Here is a 17,619-nt window from a genome sequence, read left to right on the forward strand (position 1 = left end):
CCTGGGCGCCGCTGTCCACCTCGCCAGCCAGCCGCTCGATCAGGCTGGCCAACTGGGTGGAGGTGCGGCTGTTCTCGTCGGTGGCCTGGCGAATGTCCACCACCTGCTGCAAGGCCGCCTGCATGGCTTGGCTCTCGGCCTGGGCCTCATCGGCCATGCTCGACAGGTCGCGCAGGCTCGCCGCCACTTCATCACGCTGCAAGGCCGCCGCGGCATCGGCGCCGGCCGTGCGTTGGGCCATGCTGCCGATCTCTACTCCCGTGCGCTGGGCCACCTCCCCGGCTTCGCGCACGATCGGCTGCAATTTGTCGACGAAACGGTTCACCGCCGAGGCCATGTCGCCGATCTCGTCCCGGCTGTCGAGCGCCACGCGCTTGGTCAGGTCGCCCTCGCCGGCCGCCAGGTCATCGAGCGCGGCGATCAGCAGGCGCAGCTTGCTGACCACGCGGCGCCCGAGCACCACGGCCACCAGCAGCAGCACGCCAAGACCGACCACGGCCAGCCCGAGGCCGATCCGCCAGCGCAGTTCGCTGGCGGCATCACGCACGGCCTGGGCAGTGTTGGCCTGCATGGCGGCGGCGCTGTGCTGCGCCGTCTCCAGACGCGCCTGCAAGGTTTTGCCACTGTCGGCCGCGGCGGCGCCCAGGCTCTCACCCACCAGTTGCTCGCTACTGGCGATCAATGCCGCGAAGCGCTGGTCGAGGGCTGCGAGCGTCTGCTCCACCGAGGCGGTGGACACCCCCATCAGCACCTTGCCGATGACCACGCCGTTGGGACTGATGGGCGCCTCCACGAAGTACACCGAGGGGTCCTGGCGCGCGGCGTTCAGCACCTTGTCCAGCGCCCGCTCGCCCTGGCCCTTGTCCATCAGGGCCTGGTTGATCGGATTCTGCCGATTGAGGTAGCGGGTCAGGTGCTCGCCATCGGCATTGTCATAGATCACGAACAGCACGTTGGGGTTGCGCTGGGCACGGCGAGCGAAGTCGGACAGGGTCGGTACGTCGTTGTCCCAGATCGCCCTTGGGGCGACCGAGGCCAGCAATTCGGCCATGTCGTTGGCCGAGTCCTTGAGACTCTGCTCCAAGGTGGTGCGCAATTGCTGCTGCTCGCCCTGCAATCGGCTCGAAAGGCCGGCACTCAAGCGCTGGCGGGTACTGGCCGACAGACCGTCGAGTCCCCCTCGTACATCTTGGCCAGCCTGGCCCAGCTCGTCGGCGAGCTTGCGGCTGTCGGCGCCCAGGCGCTGGCCCAGATCGGCCTCCAGCGCTGTGACCGTGGTGCGGGTGAGCATGACCGCGACCAGTACCTGCACCAGCAGGGCGATACCGAGGGCCACAAACACCGGCCGCAAGAGGCGGCTTCGTAACAGAGAGAGGATGGCAGACACGTTTTGAACCCTCGTGTTTCTGGCGCCATTACTTTGATGGCAGCTACAGACGCTTCTTACAGCAAGGGTTATGCCTGTTGCAGCGGGGGAATGCGCCGAGGTGCAGCAGTCCGGGGTAGGACTGGCGCGCTGGAACGCCGACTGGACCGGCGAAGAGGATTCCTCAGGGCTGAAACAGAAACGCCGCAGCCCCTTGCAGGGCGGCGGCGTCGGATCGACCTGGGCGGGCGATCAGGCGAACGGATGGCGCAGCACGATGGTCTCGTTGCGGTCCGGGCCGGTGGAGATGATGTCGATCGGGGCGCCGACCAGCTCCTCGATGCGCTTGATGTAGTTACGCGCGGCCTGCGGCAGCTCGTCCAGGGCCTTCACGCCCAGGGTCGACTCGCTCCAGCCCGGCATGGACTCGTACACCGGCTCCAGGCCGATGTAACTGTCGGCATCGGACGGAGCATCGATCACCGCGCCGTGCTCGTTCTTGTAGCCGACGCAGATGTTGATGGTCTCCAGGCCGTCGAGCACGTCCAGCTTGGTCAGGCAGATGCCCGAGATGCTGTTGACGTCGATGGCACGGCGCAGGATCACGGCGTCGAACCAGCCGCAGCGACGCGCGCGACCGGTGGTGGAACCGAACTCGTGACCCCGCTTGGCCAGGGTGGCGCCGGTCTCGTCGAACAGCTCGGTCGGGAAGGGACCGGAGCCCACGCGGGTGGTGTAGGCCTTGGTGATGCCGAGGATGTAATCCAGGTACATCGGGCCCACGCCGGAACCGGTGGAGATACCGCCAGCGGTGGTGTTGGAGCTGGTGACGTACGGGTAGGTGCCGTGGTCGATGTCCAGCAGCGAGCCCTGGGCACCTTCGAACATGATGTCCTTGCCGGCCCGGCGCAGGTTGTGCAGCTCGGCGGTGACGTCGAGCATCATCGGCTTGAGTTGCTCGGCATAGGCCATGCACTCGTCCAGGGTCTGCTGGAAGTCGATGGCCGGCTCTTTGTAGTAATGGACCAGCTGGAAGTTGTGGTAGTCCAGCAGTTCGCCCAGCTTGGCAGCGAAGCGCTCGCGGTGGAACAGGTCGCCCACGCGCAGGCCACGACGGGCGACCTTGTCTTCGTACGCCGGGCCGATACCACGACCGGTGGTACCGATCTTGGCTTCGCCGCGGGCTTTTTCACGGGCCTGGTCCAGTGCCACGTGGTAGGACAGGATCAGCGGCGCGGCCGGGCTGATGCGCAGGCGCTCGCGCACCGGCACGCCCTTTTCTTCGAGCTTGGTGATTTCACGCATCAGCGCATCGGGTGCAACCACCACGCCGTTGCCGATCAGGCACTGCACGCCTTCACGCAGCACGCCTGAAGGGATCAGGTGCAGAACGGTCTTCTCACCGTCGATCACCAGGGTGTGGCCCGCATTGTGGCCACCCTGGTAACGCACGACGGCGGCAGCATGTTCGGTCAGCAGATCGACGATCTTGCCTTTGCCCTCATCACCCCACTGGGTGCCCAGGACGACGACATTCTTACCCATAACACTTGTCCTCATTCACGCAATCTTGGTTGCCGGCCCATTGCCGGCGAAGAATCTCAATGGGTCAGCGGCAGAACCTGCCAGCGCCCGTCCTGCTGAATCAATTGCCGATCACAATCCGCCTCGAAGGCAGCACTCAGCGGCTGCCCAGGCAGGGCCTGGACGACACGCTGGCCTTCGTTGCGCAACTGGCAGACCTGCTGCCAGAGGGTCGCGTCGCCGCTGTCGGGCATCCAGATGCCCCCAGACGGCAGCGCGACCTCCGCCCGCCCCAGTGTCACCAGGGTCTTCAAATCGGTGGAAAAGCCGGTGGCCGGGCGTGCCCGACCGAAATCGGCGCCGATGTCGTCGTAGCGTCCGCCCTGGGCGATCGACTGACCCTCGCCAGGCACGAACACGGCGAACACCACGCCGGTGTGGTAGTTGTAGCCACGCAGTTCGCCCAGGTCGAAGTACAGCGGCAGTTGCGGGTAGCGGGCGGCCAGACGGTCGGCAATGGCCAACAGGTCATCCAGGGCCGCCAGCACGCTGGCAGGCGCACGCCCCAGCCGCACGCGCGCCTCGGCGAGCACTTCGCGACCGCCGCACAGCTCGACCAGCGCACGCAGCATGTTGCCCAGGTCCTTGGGCAGCTCGGCGGTGAGTGCATGCACTTCGTCCATGGCCTTGCGCTGCAAGGCGTCGAACAGTTGTTGCTCGACGGCGCCGGACAGGCCGGCCGCCCGTGCCAACCCACGGTAGATGCCCACGTGACCCAGGTCCATGTGCAGGTCGGCGACATCGGTGAGCTGCAGGGTGCTCAGCATCAGGCTGATCACCTCGACATCGCTGGTCGGGCTGGCATCGCCGTACAACTCGGCGCCCAGCTGGATGGGGCTGCGCGAGGTCGACAAGGCGCGCGGCTCGGCGTGCAGGACGCTACCGGCGTAGCACAGGCGGCTGGGGCCTTCACGGCGCAGCGTGTGGGCGTCGATACGCGCCACCTGGGGGGTGAAGTCGGCACGGAACCCCATCAGGCGACCGGACTGCGGATCGACCACCTTGAAGGTACGCTGGTCCAGATCCTGGCCGGCGCCGGTGAGCAGCGACTCCAGGTACTCGATATGCGGGGTGACGACCAGTTCGTAGCCCCAACTCTGGAACAGGTCCAACACCTGCCGGCGCGCGATCTCGATGCGCGCCGCTTCAGGTGGCAGTACTTCCTCGATGCCATCTGGCAGCAGCCAGCGGTCTACCGTTGTCATTACGCCATTTCCCCTCTGGTCCGGGCGGCTGCCCTTAGGCTTTGTACGAAAAGTGCCTGCGCGACGATCATTCTGCGTTGAAAACAGGCTCGGAATGCTCATTTGCAGCCAGCAAAGTCGAACGCGACTCCGACCGTTCCTCGCCTGTTTTCGCCTTGTCTGATCGCCGCTCGGCGACTTCTCGTACAAACCCTAGGGTGAGCCGTCTGTGAAGCAGGCATTGGTCACAACAGCAGGCAGCACCGATCCCAGCGCTGCCGCCGTGCCAACACCCTCGAAATCTCTGCGCACTGACCGATCGGTCAAGAGGCGAAGCGCCAATCGACCTTGCAGACGCAAAAAAGCCGGGAATTTCCCGGCTGACTTATCATACACCCCTTTTGATTCGGGATGCACCCCGCCAGGCACTTTAGCTGCCCGGCGGGGGCTTTGACGTTACGGCTTGCTCTTGTCCAGGAAGCGGAAGAACTCGTTCTTCGGATCCAGGACCAGCACGTCGCTCTTGCTGGAGAAGCTCTCGCGGTACGCTTGCAGGCTGCGGTAGAACGCATAGAAATCGGCGTCCTGGCCGTAGGCCTTGGCATAGATGGCCGCCGACTGGGCGTCGCCATCACCGCGGGTTTCTTCCGCTTCGCGGTAGGCTTCGGCCAGCAGCACGCGACGCTGACGATCGGCGTCGGCACGGATGCCCTCGGCCAGCTCGTTACCCTTGGCACGGTGTTCGCGCGCTTCCCGCTCGCGCTCGGTGCTCATGCGGTCGAACACGCTGCGGTTGACTTCCTTGGGCAGGTCGATGGCCTTGACGCGCACGTCGATGACTTCGATGCCCAGCTCCTTGTTGGCCATGCGGTTCAGCGAAGCGGTGATGTCGGCCATCAACGCGTCACGCTCGCCGGAGACCACTTCGTGCAGGGTGCGCTTGCCGAACTGGTCACGCAGGCCGCTTTCCAGACGACGGGACAGGCGCTCGTCGGCGATCTGCTTCATGCCCGAGGTGGCCGTGTAGAAACGCTCGGCATCCTTCACTCGCCATTTGGCGTAGGCATCGACCATGACCGCTTTCTTCTCCAGCGTCAGGAAACGCTGGGTCGGTGCGTCCAGGGTCATCAAGCGGGCGTCGAACTTGCGCACCTGGTTGACGTACGGAACCTTCACATGCAGGCCAGGCTGAACGTCGGCCTGGACCACGCGACCGAACTGCAGCAGTACCGCCCGCTCGGTTTGCGACACGATGTAGAAGCAGTTCCAGGCGACGATCGCCAGCACCACGGCGGCGATCAGGGCGAACAGCGATTTATTGCTCATCAGCGGCTCTCCCTCGTGCGCAGCGGCTGTTGTTGCTGTTGCAGGTCAGTGCTCGAGCGGTTGGCGTTGTCGTTGACCGACGGCGCTGCGCTACTGCCCGACACCGCATTCTTGCGGCTGCCTTCGACCATCTTGTCCAGCGGCAGGTAGAGCAGGTTGTTCTGCCCGTCCTTGGCGGTCACCAGGACCTTGCTGGTGTTGCTGTACACTTCCTGCATGGTCTCCAGGTACAGGCGTTGACGGGTGACGTCCGGCGCCTTGCGGTACTCGGCGACCAGCTTGGTGAAGCGGTCGGCCTCACCCTTGGCGCGGGCGATCACTTCATCGCGGTAGCCATTGGCGTCCTCGATGATGCGCTGCGCCTGACCGCGGGCCTCGGGCACCACGCCGTTGGCGTAGGACTCGGCCTGGTTGCGCGAACGCTGCTCGTCTTCACGGGCGCGGATCACGTCGTCGAAGGCTTCCTGCACTTCACGCGGAGCTGCCGCGCTCTGCACGTTGACCTGGGTGACGGTGATACCGGTGCGGTAGTTGTCGAGGAAGCGCTGCAGGCGCTCGCGGATGTCCACGGCCATCTGCTCGCGGCCTTCGGTGAGCACCTGGTCCATGGAGGTGGAACCCACCACGTGGCGCAGGGCGCTGTCGGTAGCGTGCTGCAGGCTCACCTCGGGCTGGTCGACGTTGAGCACGAAGTCCTGCAGGTTGCTGATCTTGTACTGCACGGTCAGCGGCACCTCGACGATGTTCTCGTCTTCGGTGAGCATCTGGCCCTGCTTGGTGTACGCCCGCTCACGCGTGACGTTTTCCATGTACTTGCGATCGATCGGCGGGAAATAGATGTTCAGACCCGGACCCACGGTTTCGTAGTACTTGCCGAAGCGCAGCACCACGGCCTGCTCCTGCTCGTCGACGACATAGACGGCGCTGTACAGCCAGATGGCCGCCAGCACGGCCAGGCCGATGCCCAGCAGGCCGAAGCCGCCGCCCTTGCCGACGTTGCGGTCACCGCCGCCGCCGCCACCGCGTTTCTTCTTGCCGCCGAACATGCCGTTGAGGCTGTCCTGCAGCTTGCGGAAGGCCTCGTCGAGATCCGGTGGCCCCTTCTTGTCGCCACCGCCGCCATTACCACCGCGGCGGCCGCCCCAGGGATCCTGATTGTTCGAGTTGCCACCCGGCTCGTTCCAAGCCATAGCGCTCTCCATCTGATAAAGCAAAGACGCGCCCACGGCGCGCCGTCCAATGCTACAGAATGCCTGTCACGGCTGCCCGGCGACCTCGACGGGCATTTATTGCAAAGTGTGTTGCGCGATGAACGCGTCTGGCTCGAGCCCTTCGCGGCTGACCATGCGGTTGAGTTCCACCCGTGGCAGACGCACGCTCAGCAGGCTGCTGCCCTCCTCGTCGTGCTCCTCGCCCTGCACGGCCCCCAGCTCGAAGAACTGCGCACGCAGACGTGCGAGTCGCTGCTCCAGACGCAGGGTACCGACGAACAGGTCGTCCCCGAGCAGTTCGGCGACCGCCTGCCCCACCAGTTCCAGACCTCGCCCGTCACGCGCCGAGACCCAGACCCGCTCCGGCTTGCCGTCGGCGTCGCGCTGGATCTGCGGCTCGACGTCTTCGAGCAGGTCGAGTTTGTTATAGACCTCGAGGATCGGCAAGCCTTCGGCACCGATCTCGCCGAGCACCGCCAGCACCTGCTCGATCTGCTCCATGCGCTCGGGCTCATGGGCGTCGATCACGTGCAGCAGCAGGTCGGAGTTGCTCGACTCTTCGAGCGTAGCGCGAAACGCCTCGACCAGCTTGTGCGGCAGGTGGCGAATGAAGCCCACGGTGTCGGCCAGCACGATCGGGCCGAGATCGTCCAGCTCGAGCCGCCGCAAGGTCGGATCGAGGGTAGCGAACAGCTGATCGGCGGCATACACGTCCGAGCGGGTCAAGGCGTTGAACAGGGTGGACTTGCCGGCGTTGGTGTAGCCGACCAGCGACACCGACGGGATATCGGCACGCCGACGCCCGCGCCGGGCCTGCTCGCGCTGGCTGCGCACCTTCTCCAGCCGTGCCTTGATCTGGCGCAGGCGCACCCGCAGCAGGCGACGGTCTGTTTCCAGCTGGGTTTCGCCCGGCCCCCGCAGGCCGATGCCACCCTTCTGCCGCTCTAGGTGGGTCCAGCCGCGCACCAGACGCGTACTCATGTGCTCGAGCTGGGCCAGTTCGACCTGCAGCTTGCCTTCGTGAGTGCGCGCCCGCTGGGCGAAGATATCGAGGATCAGCCCGGTACGGTCGAGCACGCGGCACTCGAAGACGCGTTCGAGGTTGCGTTCCTGACTGGGCGTGAGAGTGTGATTGAAGATGACCAGATCGGCTTCTTCGGTTTTGACCAGGTCGCGCAGTTCCTCGACCTTGCCGCTGCCGATCAGGAACTTCGCCGTGGGTTGGTGCCGGGCCACCGTGGCCAGATGGACGATGTCCGCTCCGGCCGACAGCGCCAGCTCCTGGAACTCCTGCGGGTCTTCGCGCGCCTCAGGGTTCTGACCTTCCAAGTGAACGAGCAGCGCCCGCTCACCACCACCGTGGCGCTCAAAGAACAATGCAGGCTCCTATCAGGCGTTGCCTGGCTCGCTGTCGCCGTGATCCGAATCGGACGGGCTTGGCAGACGAACCGGACGGGCAGGGACGACCGTGGAAATGGCGTGCTTGTAGACCATCTGGCTGACGGTGTTCTTCAGCAGCACGACGAACTGGTCGAAGGATTCGATCTGGCCTTGCAGCTTGATTCCGTTGACCAGATAGATCGACACCGGGACTTTTTCTTTTCTCAAGGTGTTCAAGTAAGGGTCTTGTAGCGAATGCCCTTTTGACATATGCCGCACTCCTGTAAGGATCGATAGTAGAAAGCTGAAGAATTCATTGATTAAGGCCGTCTGTCGCAAGAATAGACGGCATTTGCAGGGACTCAGCTCAATATGGAGGCCGAATCCAGGTATTTCAAGGTGCGGGGCAGATTGTCGCAGGCCAGGCTGTCCAGCCAGTGAACCTCGGACCAACTGCGCAGCCAGGTGAATTGCCGCTTGGCCAGCTGGCGAGTGGCGATGATACCGCGCTCGCGCATCTGCTCGGCGGTCAAAAGACCGTCCAGGTAATCCCAGACCTGCCTGTAACCCACTGACCTTATAGACGGCAGCCCCACGTGCAAGTCACTTCTGGCCCGCAATCCTCGGACCTCGTCGATGAAGCCCTGTTCCAGCATCTGTGAAAAACGTAGCGCGATGCGCGTGTGCAGGACCTTTCGATCGGCAGGGGCTATCGCCAGGCGCGCCACAGTATAGGGCAAATGTCCGCCCGCGCTCGCGTCTGCCGTGCGGCTTTCGCAGGATTGACGCGCGCGGTGGGCGGTCATGCTCTGGCCGCTGACACGGTACACCTCGAGGGCGCGCATCAGCCGCTGGGGGTCATTGGGGTGGATGCGCGCAGCCGAAACAGGATCGACCTGCGCCAGTTGCCGATGCAGCTCGCCCAGCCCCAGTTCGCGCGCCTGCATCTGCAGCTCGGCACGCACCTGGGCGTCGGCCGGCGGCATGTCGGCCAGGCCCTCGACCAGCGCCTTGTAGTAGAGCATGGTGCCACCGACCAGCAGCGGGATCTTGCCGCGAGCGGTGATCTCGGCCATGGCCTGCAGGGCATCGGTGCAGAACCGGGCGGCCGAGTAGCTCTGCGCCGGGTCGAGAATGTCGACCAGCCGGTGCGGGTGAGCCGCCAGCACCTCGGGCGCGGGCTTGGCGGTGCCGATGTCCATACCTCGGTAGACCATGGCCGAATCGACGCTGATCAGTTCGCACGGGAGGGCTTGAGTGAGGGCGATGGCCAGGTCGGTCTTGCCGGCCGCCGTCGGGCCCATGAGGAAGATCGCAGGGGGGTTGGGCTTCATTCATCGACCGCGCAGGAAGAGTTTGTCCAGCTCGTCCAGGCCCATCTGGGTCCAGGTCGGCCGGCCGTGGTTGCACTGCCCGCTGCGCTCGGTGTTCTCCATGTCGCGCAACAGCGCGTTCATCTCCGGGATCGCCAGGCGCCGATTGGCCCGCACCGCTCCGTGGCAGGCCATGGTGCCCAGCAGTTCGTTGATGTGCGCCTGAACCCGGTCGCTGGTGCCGTACTCCATCAGGTCGGACAGCACGTCCTGCACCAGCCGGTTGGCCTCGGCCTGCTTGAGCAGTGCCGGAATCTGCCGGATCGCCAGGGTTTCCGGTCCCAGGCGCTGCAGCTCGAAGCCCAGGCGCTGGAACGTGCTGGCGTGCTCTTCGGCGCAGTCGGCCTCGCGCTGGCTCACCGCCAGCGATTCGGGCACCAGCAACGGCTGGCCGCTCAGGCCCTCGCTGGCCATCGCCAGCTTCAGGCGCTCGTACATGATTCGCTCGTGGGCGGCGTGCATGTCCACCAGCACCAGACCGACAGCGTTCTCGGCGAGGATGTAGATCCCCTTGAGCTGCGCCAGGGCGTAGCCCAGGGGTGGAATGTCGCCCTGGCTTTCAGGCAGGCTGGCAGGTGCTGGCGCTGCGCCTTCCAGCGGCGCGTAGAACTCGCGATAGACCGCCTGGGCTTCGGCAGCGGGCACCGGCTGCGCAGGACGGGGCGAGTACTGGTATTGATAGCCTGCCCCGGCGCCACCGTTTGAAAACGAAGTCCGCGGCTCGGCCTGGGGCGGCTCGAGCATCGAGGCCGCCAGGCGCATCTCGCCCTGGGGACCGAACTCGCCGGCCTGCTGGCCGGTGGGGCGCACCAGCTCGCTGCTGGCCGCTGGTGTGGCCAGCTGGTCTTCGGGCCGCACATCGGCCAGGGCACGGTGCAAGGTGCCGTAGAGGAAGTCGTGCACCGTGCGTCCTTCACGGAAGCGAACCTCGTGCTTGGTCGGGTGCACGTTGACGTCGACGCCCGAGGGGTCGAGCTCCAGGAACAGCACGAAGGTGGGGTGGCGGCCATTGAACAGCACGTCGCGATAGGCCTGGCGCACGGCGTGGGCGACCAGCTTGTCACGCACCGCGCGACCGTTGACGAAGAAATACTGCAAGTCGGCCTGGCTACGGGAAAAGGTCGGCAAGCCGACCCAGCCCCACAGCCGCAGGCCGTTGCGCTCCACCTCGATGGGCAACGCCTGCTCCAGGAAACCCGGTCCGCAGATCGCTCCGACGCGGCGGGCACGGGCGACGTCGTCCGGCGCTTCGTGGAGGCTCAGGATGCTCTTGCCGTTGTGGCGCAGGTGAAAGCCTACGTCGAAGCGCGCCAGCGCCAGGCGCCGGATGACTTCCTGGAGATGATCGAATTCGGTTTTCTCGGCCTTGAGGAACTTGCGCCGGGCCGGGGTATTGAAGAACAGGTCGCGCACTTCCACCGAAGTGCCGACCGGGTGCGCCGCAGGCTGCACACGTGGCAGCATGTCCCGCCCTTCGGTCTCGACCTGCCAGGCCTCGCCCGCGTCGGCGGTGCGCGAGGTCAGGGTGAGGCGCGCCACCGAACTGATGGAAGCCAGTGCCTCACCCCTGAAGCCCAGGCTGAGCACGCCTTCGAGGTCTTCGAGCTCGCGGATCTTGCTGGTGGCGTGGCGGGCCAGCGCCAGGGGCAGGTCGTCCGCGGCGATACCGCGGCCGTCGTCGCGCACTCGCAGCAGCTTGACACCGCCCTGCTCGACTTCGATGTCGATGCGTCGGGCGCCGGAGTCCAGGCTGTTCTCCAGCAGTTCCTTGGCCACCGAGGCAGGGCGCTCGACCACCTCGCCCGCGGCGATCTGGTTGGCCAGCCGCGGGCTGAGCAGCTGGATGCGCACGGCCTGGCTCATTGCTGCGACGCCAGGGTGGTGGCCGGGATGTCCAGGTGCTGGCCGACCTTGAGCTCGTCGCTTTTGAGGTTGTTGCTGCTGCGCAGGCTGGCCACGCTGACCTGGTAACGCACGGCGATCATCGCCAGGGTTTCACCGGGACGCACGTTGTGCTCGCGCGGACCCTGGGCGATCTTGCCGGAGTCGCGCAGCCAGGCGATGTAGGTGCCGGGCGGCGGATTCTGCTGGAAGAACTGCCGCACGCCGGTGTGGATCGAACGCGCCAGGGCTTGCTGATGGCTGCGGTTGGCCAGTTTGTTGGCTTCGGCAGCGTTGGAAATGAAGCCGGTCTCGACCAGGATGGAGGGGATGTCCGGCGATTTGAGCACCATGAAGCCGGCCTGTTCCACCCGCTGCTTGTGCAGCGCGGTGATCCGGCCCATGTTGCCCAGCACCTTCTGTCCCACGTTCAGGCTGGAGCTGAGGGTGGCGGTCATCGACAGGTCGAGCAGCACGCCCGCGAGCATGCGGTCCTTGTCGTCGAGGCTGACATTGCCGGCGCCGCCGATCAGGTCGGAACGGTTCTCGCTGTCGGCCAGCCAGCGCGCGGTCTCGGAGGTGGCGCCGCGGTCGGAGAGGGCGAACACCGATGCGCCGAAGGCGGCGGTGGACGGTGCGGCATCGGCGTGGATCGAAATGAACAGGTCGGCGCCTTTCTTGCGGGCGATCTCGGTGCGCTTGCGCAGCGGAATGAAATAGTCGCCGGTACGGGTCAGCTCGGCCCGATAGCCTTTCTCGGTGTTGATCTGGCGCTGCAGTTCACGGGCGATCTGCAGCACGATGTCCTTCTCGTGCTGGCCACGCGAGCCCGAGGCGCCCGGGTCTTCACCGCCGTGACCGGCATCGATGGCGACGACGATGTCGCGCTTGCCATTGGGCACCGGCGGCAGCTTGAGCGCCGGTTGCGCCGGCGTGACGGGCACTGCAGGCGTGGTCGCCGGCGCCGTGGCGACCGGTGCGGGCGTGGGATTGCTGGCGGCGATGGCGTCGGCTTCCTGGTCGTACAGGTCGACCACCAGGCGATTGCCGTACTGGGCGTTCGGCGCCAGGGTGAAACTCTTGGGCGTGACGGCCTTCTTCAGGTCGACCACCACCCGCAGGTCGGTCGGGGTACGCTGGGCCGAGCGCACGCTGGTGATCGGCGTGTTCGAGGTGGAGACATTCAGCGGCGAAGCCAGCGTCGCACCGTTGATGTCGATGACCAGGCGATCGGGGGCGCTGAGGGTGAAGACGCTGTGCTGCACCGGCCCGGACAGGTCGAACACCAGCCGCGTGTTGTCCGGCGCGCGCCACAGGCGCACGCTCTTGACTTGAGTGACGGCCAGGGCGTCGAAGGTCAGCGCTGTCAACAGCAGCCCCACGACGGCGACCAGTGCGCGGATGCGCGGCATACCTTTCCCCACTTACTGTTTGAATTCGGCAGCCAGAGCGGCACACCAGGCTTCGCCGCGAGCCCCCTGCGGCGACAGGTTCAGCGAGCGGCCGCCCGCCTGGGGGCTTATGGTAATGGTCAGGTCGGGCTTTGGCAAAACGCCCGCACCCTTCTGTGGCCACTCGAAAAGACACAGGGGATCGCCTTCGAAATAATCGCGAATGCCCATGAACTCCAGCTCTTCGGCATCCACCAGCCGATACAGGTCGAAATGGAAAGCGCGGATATCGCCGATCTCATAGGGCTCGACCACGGTGAAGGTAGGACTTTTCACCGCGCCGCTGTGGCCCAGTCCACGGATCAGCCCCCGTGACAACGTGGTCTTGCCAGCGCCCAGGTCGCCCTCCAGGAAGATCACGCCATGGCCGCCGGTGATCCTGGCCAGGGTCGCGCCAAAGGCGACGGTGGCCGGCTCGTCGGCCAGAAACAGGGTTATGCCTGACACGCTGAATGCTCCTCCAACAAATTTCGAATGACCGGAACCAGATCGCTGGCCGCCAGGCCTCTGCCCTGCACACCCAGGCGCTCGCCGGCGCAGGCGTGCAGCCACACGCCCAGCCCGGCGGCCTGCCAGGCGTCCAGACCCTGGGCCAGAAGCGCCGCCAGGACGCCGCTCAACACATCGCCCAGCCCCGCGCCGGCCATCGCCGGGTGGCCCCGCTCGCAGATGCGCAGGCGGCCATGGGGGTCGGCGATCAGCGTGCCGGCGCCCTTGAGCACGCACACACTGTCGTAGCGACGCGCCAGCTTGCGCGCGGCGCCCGCCCGGTCGGCCTGCACCGCCTCGGTGGACAACCCCAGCAGGCGCGCCGCCTCGCCAGGGTGCGGGGTGATCAGGCTGCCATTGGGCAGTGCCAGCGGCGCTCGCGCCTGCAGGTTCAGGGCATCGGCGTCCCACACCTGCGGCACCTGCGCACCGACCACCGCCGACAGCAGGCTGCGCCCCCAGCCGGCCTGACCCAAGCCGGGGCCGACCACCACGACCGAAGCACGCTCGAGCACCGGCATGAGCTGATTGGCCGAGCTCACGCCCAGGCACATGGTCTCCGGCAGCCGAGCAAGGCCGGCAGGCACATGCTCCGGGCGAGTCGCCACGCTCACCAGCCCGGCGCCGCAGCGCAACGCCGCCTCGGCACTGAGCAGCACGGCGCCGCCGGTGCCCAGGTCGCCACCGACCACCAGCACATGGCCGAAGTCGCCCTTGTGGGCGTCGGCAGGCCGCGCAGGCAGGTGCGCGACGCTCAGGCTGCTGAGCGGTTGCGCAAGGTTGTCGGGGTGTTTGGTCTGACGCATGGGGTCAAAGGCTCCGATGTCTGGCAGAATTATACGCACCTGAGCCTGCAATGCCTTGTCCATCCATGTCCGCCTCTCTTCCAGACCTGCCAGCATTGGCCCTATCGATCAAGGATTGGGGTCACGCCCTCGGTTTTGCCCATGTGGGCATCGCCGATGTCGACCTTGGCGAGCATGAACAGCACCTGCAGCGCTGGCTGGACGCCGGGCATCACGGTGAGATGGACTATATGGCAGCGCATGGCACGAAACGTTCGCGCCCGGCCGAATTGATTCCCGGTACGCTGCGGGTGGTGTCGCTGCGCATGGACTACCTGCCGGGCGACACGCGCATGGCTCAACGCCTGGCGCAGCCGGAAAAGGCCTATGTTTCGCGCTATGCGCTGGGCCGCGACTACCACAAGCTGGTGCGCAAGCGCGTGCAGCACCTGGCCGACCGCATTCAGGAGGCCATCGGCCCGTTCGGCTACCGAGCCTTCGTCGACAGCGCCCCGGTCCTGGAAAAGGCCATCGCCCAGCAGGCCGGACTGGGCTGGATCGGCAAGAACACCCTGCTGCTCAACCGCAAGGCCGGCAGCTACTTCTTCCTGGCCGAACTGTTCGTCGACCTGCCGCTGCCGACCGACCCGGCCCAGACCAGCGAACACTGCGGGCGCTGCCAGGCCTGCCTGGACCTGTGCCCCACCGCCGCGTTCGTCGGTCCCTACCAGCTCGATGCGCGGCGCTGCATTTCCTACCTGACCATCGAGCTGCGCGACGCCATTCCGCTGGAGTTGCGCCCCCTGATCGGCAACCGGGTGTTCGGCTGCGACGACTGCCAGATCGCCTGTCCGTGGAACCGCTTCGCCAAGTCCACCGGCGAGGACGACTTCAAGCCGCGCCATGGCCTGGACAACGCCGAACTGGCCGCGCTGTTCCTGTGGGACGAAAAGACCTTCCTGAGCCGCACCGAGGGTTCGCCGTTACGCCGGGCCGGGTACGAGCGCTGGCTGCGCAACCTGGCGGTGGGGCTGGGCAATGCGCCGTCGACCATCGCGGTGATCGAGGCGCTCAAGGCGCGCCGCGAGCACCCCTCGGCGCTGGTCAGGGAGCATGTGCAGTGGGCGCTGGAGCGCCATCGGGTGGCGTGAATGGCGCGCCGGTCAACGCTCGTCGTTGTAGTGAAACTTGGGCATTTCCCAGTGGAAACGGATCGCCAGCAGCCGCAACAGCAAGCCACCGAACAACGTCAGCAGCATTGCCTGCTCGGCGGGCACCTTGAAGTACACGCACCCCAGGTAGAACCAGGCCGCCGCGAACGACACGCTGGCGTACAACTCGCGGCGAAACACCAGCGGGATGTCGTTGCAGAAGATATCCCGCAGGATGCCGCCGAACACCCCCGTGATCACCCCGCTGATGGACGCCACCAGCAGGCCCTGGCCCATTTCCAGCGCGGTCATGCAGCCGATCAGGGTGAAGGCCACCAGTCCCAGCGCGTCGAGCACCAGGAACAGGGTGCGCAGGTGGCGCATCAGCGGCGCGATGAAGATGGTCAGCAACGCGGCGAAGCTGGTGAGCACCAGGTACTCGGGGTGCTTGACCCAGGTCAGCGGGTAGTGGCCGAGCAGCACGTCGCGCACCGAGCCGCCGCCCAGGGCAGTGATGCAGGCGATCAGTACCACGCCGAACCAGTCCATGCCTCGCCGTCCGGCAGACAATGCGCCGGTCATGGCCTCGGCGGTGATGGCGATCAGATAGAGCAACAGCAGCATGGTGCACCTGAGGAGGCAGTGACGCGCGATGAAAGGCCGTAGGCACGCGGAACGTTGAACGCAGGCGCGGCGTCACGCGCTCATTCAAGCGTGTCGCTCATCGCTCGCCGAAACGCGGCCAGCGGCCTGGCGCTCAGACCTTGATGAAATGTTCGCGATAGTGCCGCAGCTCGGCGATCGATTCGCGGATGTCGTCCAGCGCCAGGTGGGTGCCGCCCTTCTGGAAGCTGTCGCGCACGTGCGGCGCCCAGCGCGCGGCCAGTTCCTTGAGGGTCGAGACGTCGAGGTTGCGGTAGTGGAAATAGGCCTCGAGTTGCGGCATGTGCCGGTAGAGGAAGCGCCGGTCCTGGCAGATGCTGTTGCCGCAGATCGGCGACTTGCCGCGGGGCACCCACTGTTCGAGAAACGCCAGGGTCTGGGCCTCGGCCTGGGCCATGTCGATGCGACTGTCGCGCACTCGCTGGGTGAGCCCCGACGCGCCGTGGGTGCGGGTGTTCCAGTCATCCATGCGCGCCAGCACCTCGTCGCTGTGGTGGATGGCGATCACCGGACCTTCGGCCAGGGTATTCAGCTCGCTGTCGGTAACGATGGTGGCCATCTCGATGATGACATCGGTGTCCGGGTCCAGGCCGGTCATCTCCAGATCGATCCAGATCAGGTTCTGTGGGTTGTGCATGCATGAGCTCCTCGAATAGGCCGCCATATTAGCCTAGTGGAGCGTGCTAAACTGCCTGCCGTTTTCTTTCAGCCTCACCACCACGGAACATTCATGGCCAAACGCCAGCTCAACCGTCGCCAGAACTGGCGCATCGAAAAGATCCAGGGCGAACGCGCCGCCCGCGCGGCCAAGCGCGAGCAGAATGCCTTGCACGAGCTGGAAGGCGGCGACCTGGGCCCGGAACAACTGGGCCTGGTGATCGCCCATTTCGGTGTCACGGTCGAGGTCGAAGCGCAGGATGGCGACCGCGCAGGCCAGGTGTTTCGCTGTCACTTGCGGGCCAACCTGCCCGCGCTGGTGACCGGCGATCGCGTGGTCTGGCGCGCCGGCAACCAGGGCAACGGCGTGATCGTCGCGCAGATGCCGCGCAGTGCCGAGCTGTGTCGCCCCAACAACCACGGCCAGCTCAAGCCGGTGGCGGCCAACGTCGACCTGATCGTGATCGTCTTCGCCCCGGCGCCCGAGCCGCAGGCCAACCTCATCGACCGCTACCTGGTCGCCGCCGAGCATGCGGGCATCCGTCCGCTGCTGCTGCTGAACAAGGCCGACCTGATCGACGCGCACAATGCCCCGACGCTCAACGCCCTGCTGGCGGTCTATCGCGATCTGGGCTATCCGCTGCTGGAAGTGTCGGCCCATCAGGGCGATGGCATGCAGCGCCTGCAACAGACCCTCGACGGCCACATCAGCGTGTTCGTCGGCCAGTCGGGGGTGGGCAAGTCGTCGCTGGTCAACAGCCTGCTGCCCCAGGCGCAGACGCGGGTGGGCGATCTGTCGGAATGGTCGGGCCAGGGTACCCATACCACGACCACCGCGCGGCTGTACCACTTCCCCAACGGCGGCGACCTGATCGATTCGCCGGGCATTCGCGAGTTCGGCCTGGCCCACGTCAGCCGGGACGATGTCGAGGCCGGCTTCATCGAGTTTCGCGACCTGCTCGGCACCTGCCGTTTCCGCGACTGCAAGCATGACCGCGAGCCGGGCTGCGCGCTGCTCAAGGCGCTGGACGAGGGCCGCATCTCGGCGCAGCGCATGCACAGCTACCGCGCGATCATCGCCAGCCTGACCCAGGATACCTACTGAGCCCCTCGCACGC

General features: G+C 66.1%; 15 protein-coding genes and 1 pseudogene. 2 read left to right on the plus strand and 14 right to left on the minus strand.

The window, feature by feature from the left end; translation table 11 throughout:
• Positions 1-358: 358 nt before the first annotated feature.
• The 12 genes and pseudogenes from IAE34_RS24680 to IAE34_RS05180 all read right to left on the minus strand — a co-directional run.
• A pseudogene (locus IAE34_RS24680) lies at positions 359-1,291 on the minus strand (methyl-accepting chemotaxis protein); the annotation flags it as partial.
• Between the two features lie 327 nt (positions 1,292-1,618).
• Entirely contained in the window at positions 1,619-2,911 is a 1,293-nt protein-coding gene (locus IAE34_RS05130) for an adenylosuccinate synthase (protein WP_200137781.1), read from the minus strand.
• 56 nt (positions 2,912-2,967) lie between these two features.
• Positions 2,968-4,155 (minus strand): ATP phosphoribosyltransferase regulatory subunit, encoded by a 1,188-nt coding sequence (locus IAE34_RS05135; protein ID WP_200137782.1) that lies wholly within the window; start codon positions 4,153-4,155, stop codon positions 2,968-2,970.
• 435 nt (positions 4,156-4,590) lie between these two features.
• Positions 4,591-5,460 (minus strand): protease modulator HflC, encoded by an 870-nt coding sequence (gene hflC, locus IAE34_RS05140; protein WP_200137783.1) that lies wholly within the window; start codon positions 5,458-5,460, stop codon positions 4,591-4,593.
• Positions 5,460-6,650 (minus strand): FtsH protease activity modulator HflK, encoded by a 1,191-nt coding sequence (hflK, locus tag IAE34_RS05145; protein ID WP_200137784.1) that lies wholly within the window; start codon positions 6,648-6,650, stop codon positions 5,460-5,462. The genes hflC and hflK overlap by 1 nt, the downstream gene beginning before the upstream one ends.
• Positions 6,651-6,746: 96 nt before the next feature.
• On the minus strand, positions 6,747-8,048 hold the full coding sequence (hflX, locus tag IAE34_RS05150; protein WP_200137785.1) for a ribosome rescue GTPase HflX: 1,302 nt from the start codon (positions 8,046-8,048) through the stop codon (positions 6,747-6,749).
• A gap of 12 nt (positions 8,049-8,060) precedes the next feature.
• Positions 8,061-8,321: an RNA chaperone Hfq gene (gene hfq, locus IAE34_RS05155; protein ID WP_023533024.1), complete on the minus strand. Its 261-nt coding sequence runs from the start codon at positions 8,319-8,321 to the stop codon at positions 8,061-8,063.
• Positions 8,322-8,413: 92 nt separating this feature from the next.
• Positions 8,414-9,385 carry a tRNA (adenosine(37)-N6)-dimethylallyltransferase MiaA gene (gene miaA, locus IAE34_RS05160; RefSeq protein ID WP_200137786.1) on the minus strand — a complete coding sequence of 324 codons (972 nt, stop codon included), beginning with the start codon at positions 9,383-9,385 and terminating at the stop codon, positions 8,414-8,416.
• Positions 9,386-11,287, minus strand: a complete 1,902-nt coding sequence (mutL, locus tag IAE34_RS05165; RefSeq protein WP_200137787.1) for a DNA mismatch repair endonuclease MutL — start codon at positions 11,285-11,287, stop codon at positions 9,386-9,388.
• Positions 11,284-12,729 carry an N-acetylmuramoyl-L-alanine amidase gene (locus tag IAE34_RS05170; protein WP_200137788.1) on the minus strand — a complete coding sequence of 482 codons (1,446 nt, stop codon included), beginning with the start codon at positions 12,727-12,729 and terminating at the stop codon, positions 11,284-11,286. Before IAE34_RS05170 ends, mutL begins: the two co-directional genes overlap by 4 nt.
• A complete protein-coding gene (tsaE, locus tag IAE34_RS05175; RefSeq protein WP_442793186.1) occupies positions 12,730-13,194 on the minus strand; it encodes a tRNA (adenosine(37)-N6)-threonylcarbamoyltransferase complex ATPase subunit type 1 TsaE in 465 nt (154 codons plus the stop codon).
• Complete coding sequence (locus tag IAE34_RS05180) at positions 13,191-14,051, minus strand: NAD(P)H-hydrate dehydratase (protein WP_200137790.1); 861 nt, start codon at positions 14,049-14,051, stop codon at positions 13,191-13,193. Before IAE34_RS05180 ends, tsaE begins: the two co-directional genes overlap by 4 nt.
• Positions 14,052-14,116: 65 nt before the next feature.
• Between IAE34_RS05180 and queG the strand changes: the two genes are divergently transcribed.
• Positions 14,117-15,181 carry a tRNA epoxyqueuosine(34) reductase QueG gene (gene queG / locus IAE34_RS05185; protein ID WP_200137791.1) on the plus strand — a complete coding sequence of 355 codons (1,065 nt, stop codon included), beginning with the start codon at positions 14,117-14,119 and terminating at the stop codon, positions 15,179-15,181.
• Positions 15,182-15,193: 12 nt separating this feature from the next.
• On the opposite strand, the gene IAE34_RS05190 is transcribed toward queG, so the two are convergent.
• Both IAE34_RS05190 and orn read right to left on the minus strand, forming a co-directional pair.
• Positions 15,194-15,805 carry a trimeric intracellular cation channel family protein gene (locus tag IAE34_RS05190; RefSeq protein ID WP_200137792.1) on the minus strand — a complete coding sequence of 204 codons (612 nt, stop codon included), beginning with the start codon at positions 15,803-15,805 and terminating at the stop codon, positions 15,194-15,196.
• Positions 15,806-15,938: 133 nt separating this feature from the next.
• The gene (orn, locus tag IAE34_RS05195; RefSeq protein ID WP_200137793.1) at positions 15,939-16,481 is read right to left on the minus strand and encodes an oligoribonuclease; all 543 of its coding nucleotides are present in this window, start codon (positions 16,479-16,481) and stop codon (positions 15,939-15,941) included.
• Between the two features lie 93 nt (positions 16,482-16,574).
• On the opposite strand from orn, the gene rsgA reads away from it, so the two are divergent.
• Complete coding sequence (gene rsgA / locus IAE34_RS05200; protein ID WP_200137794.1) at positions 16,575-17,606, plus strand: small ribosomal subunit biogenesis GTPase RsgA; 1,032 nt, start codon at positions 16,575-16,577, stop codon at positions 17,604-17,606.
• Positions 17,607-17,619 lie beyond the last annotated feature (13 nt).

Origin of the sequence: Pseudomonas sp. S30, assembly GCF_016518545.1 — a bacterium.
Taxonomy (GTDB): domain Bacteria; phylum Pseudomonadota; class Gammaproteobacteria; order Pseudomonadales; family Pseudomonadaceae; genus Aquipseudomonas.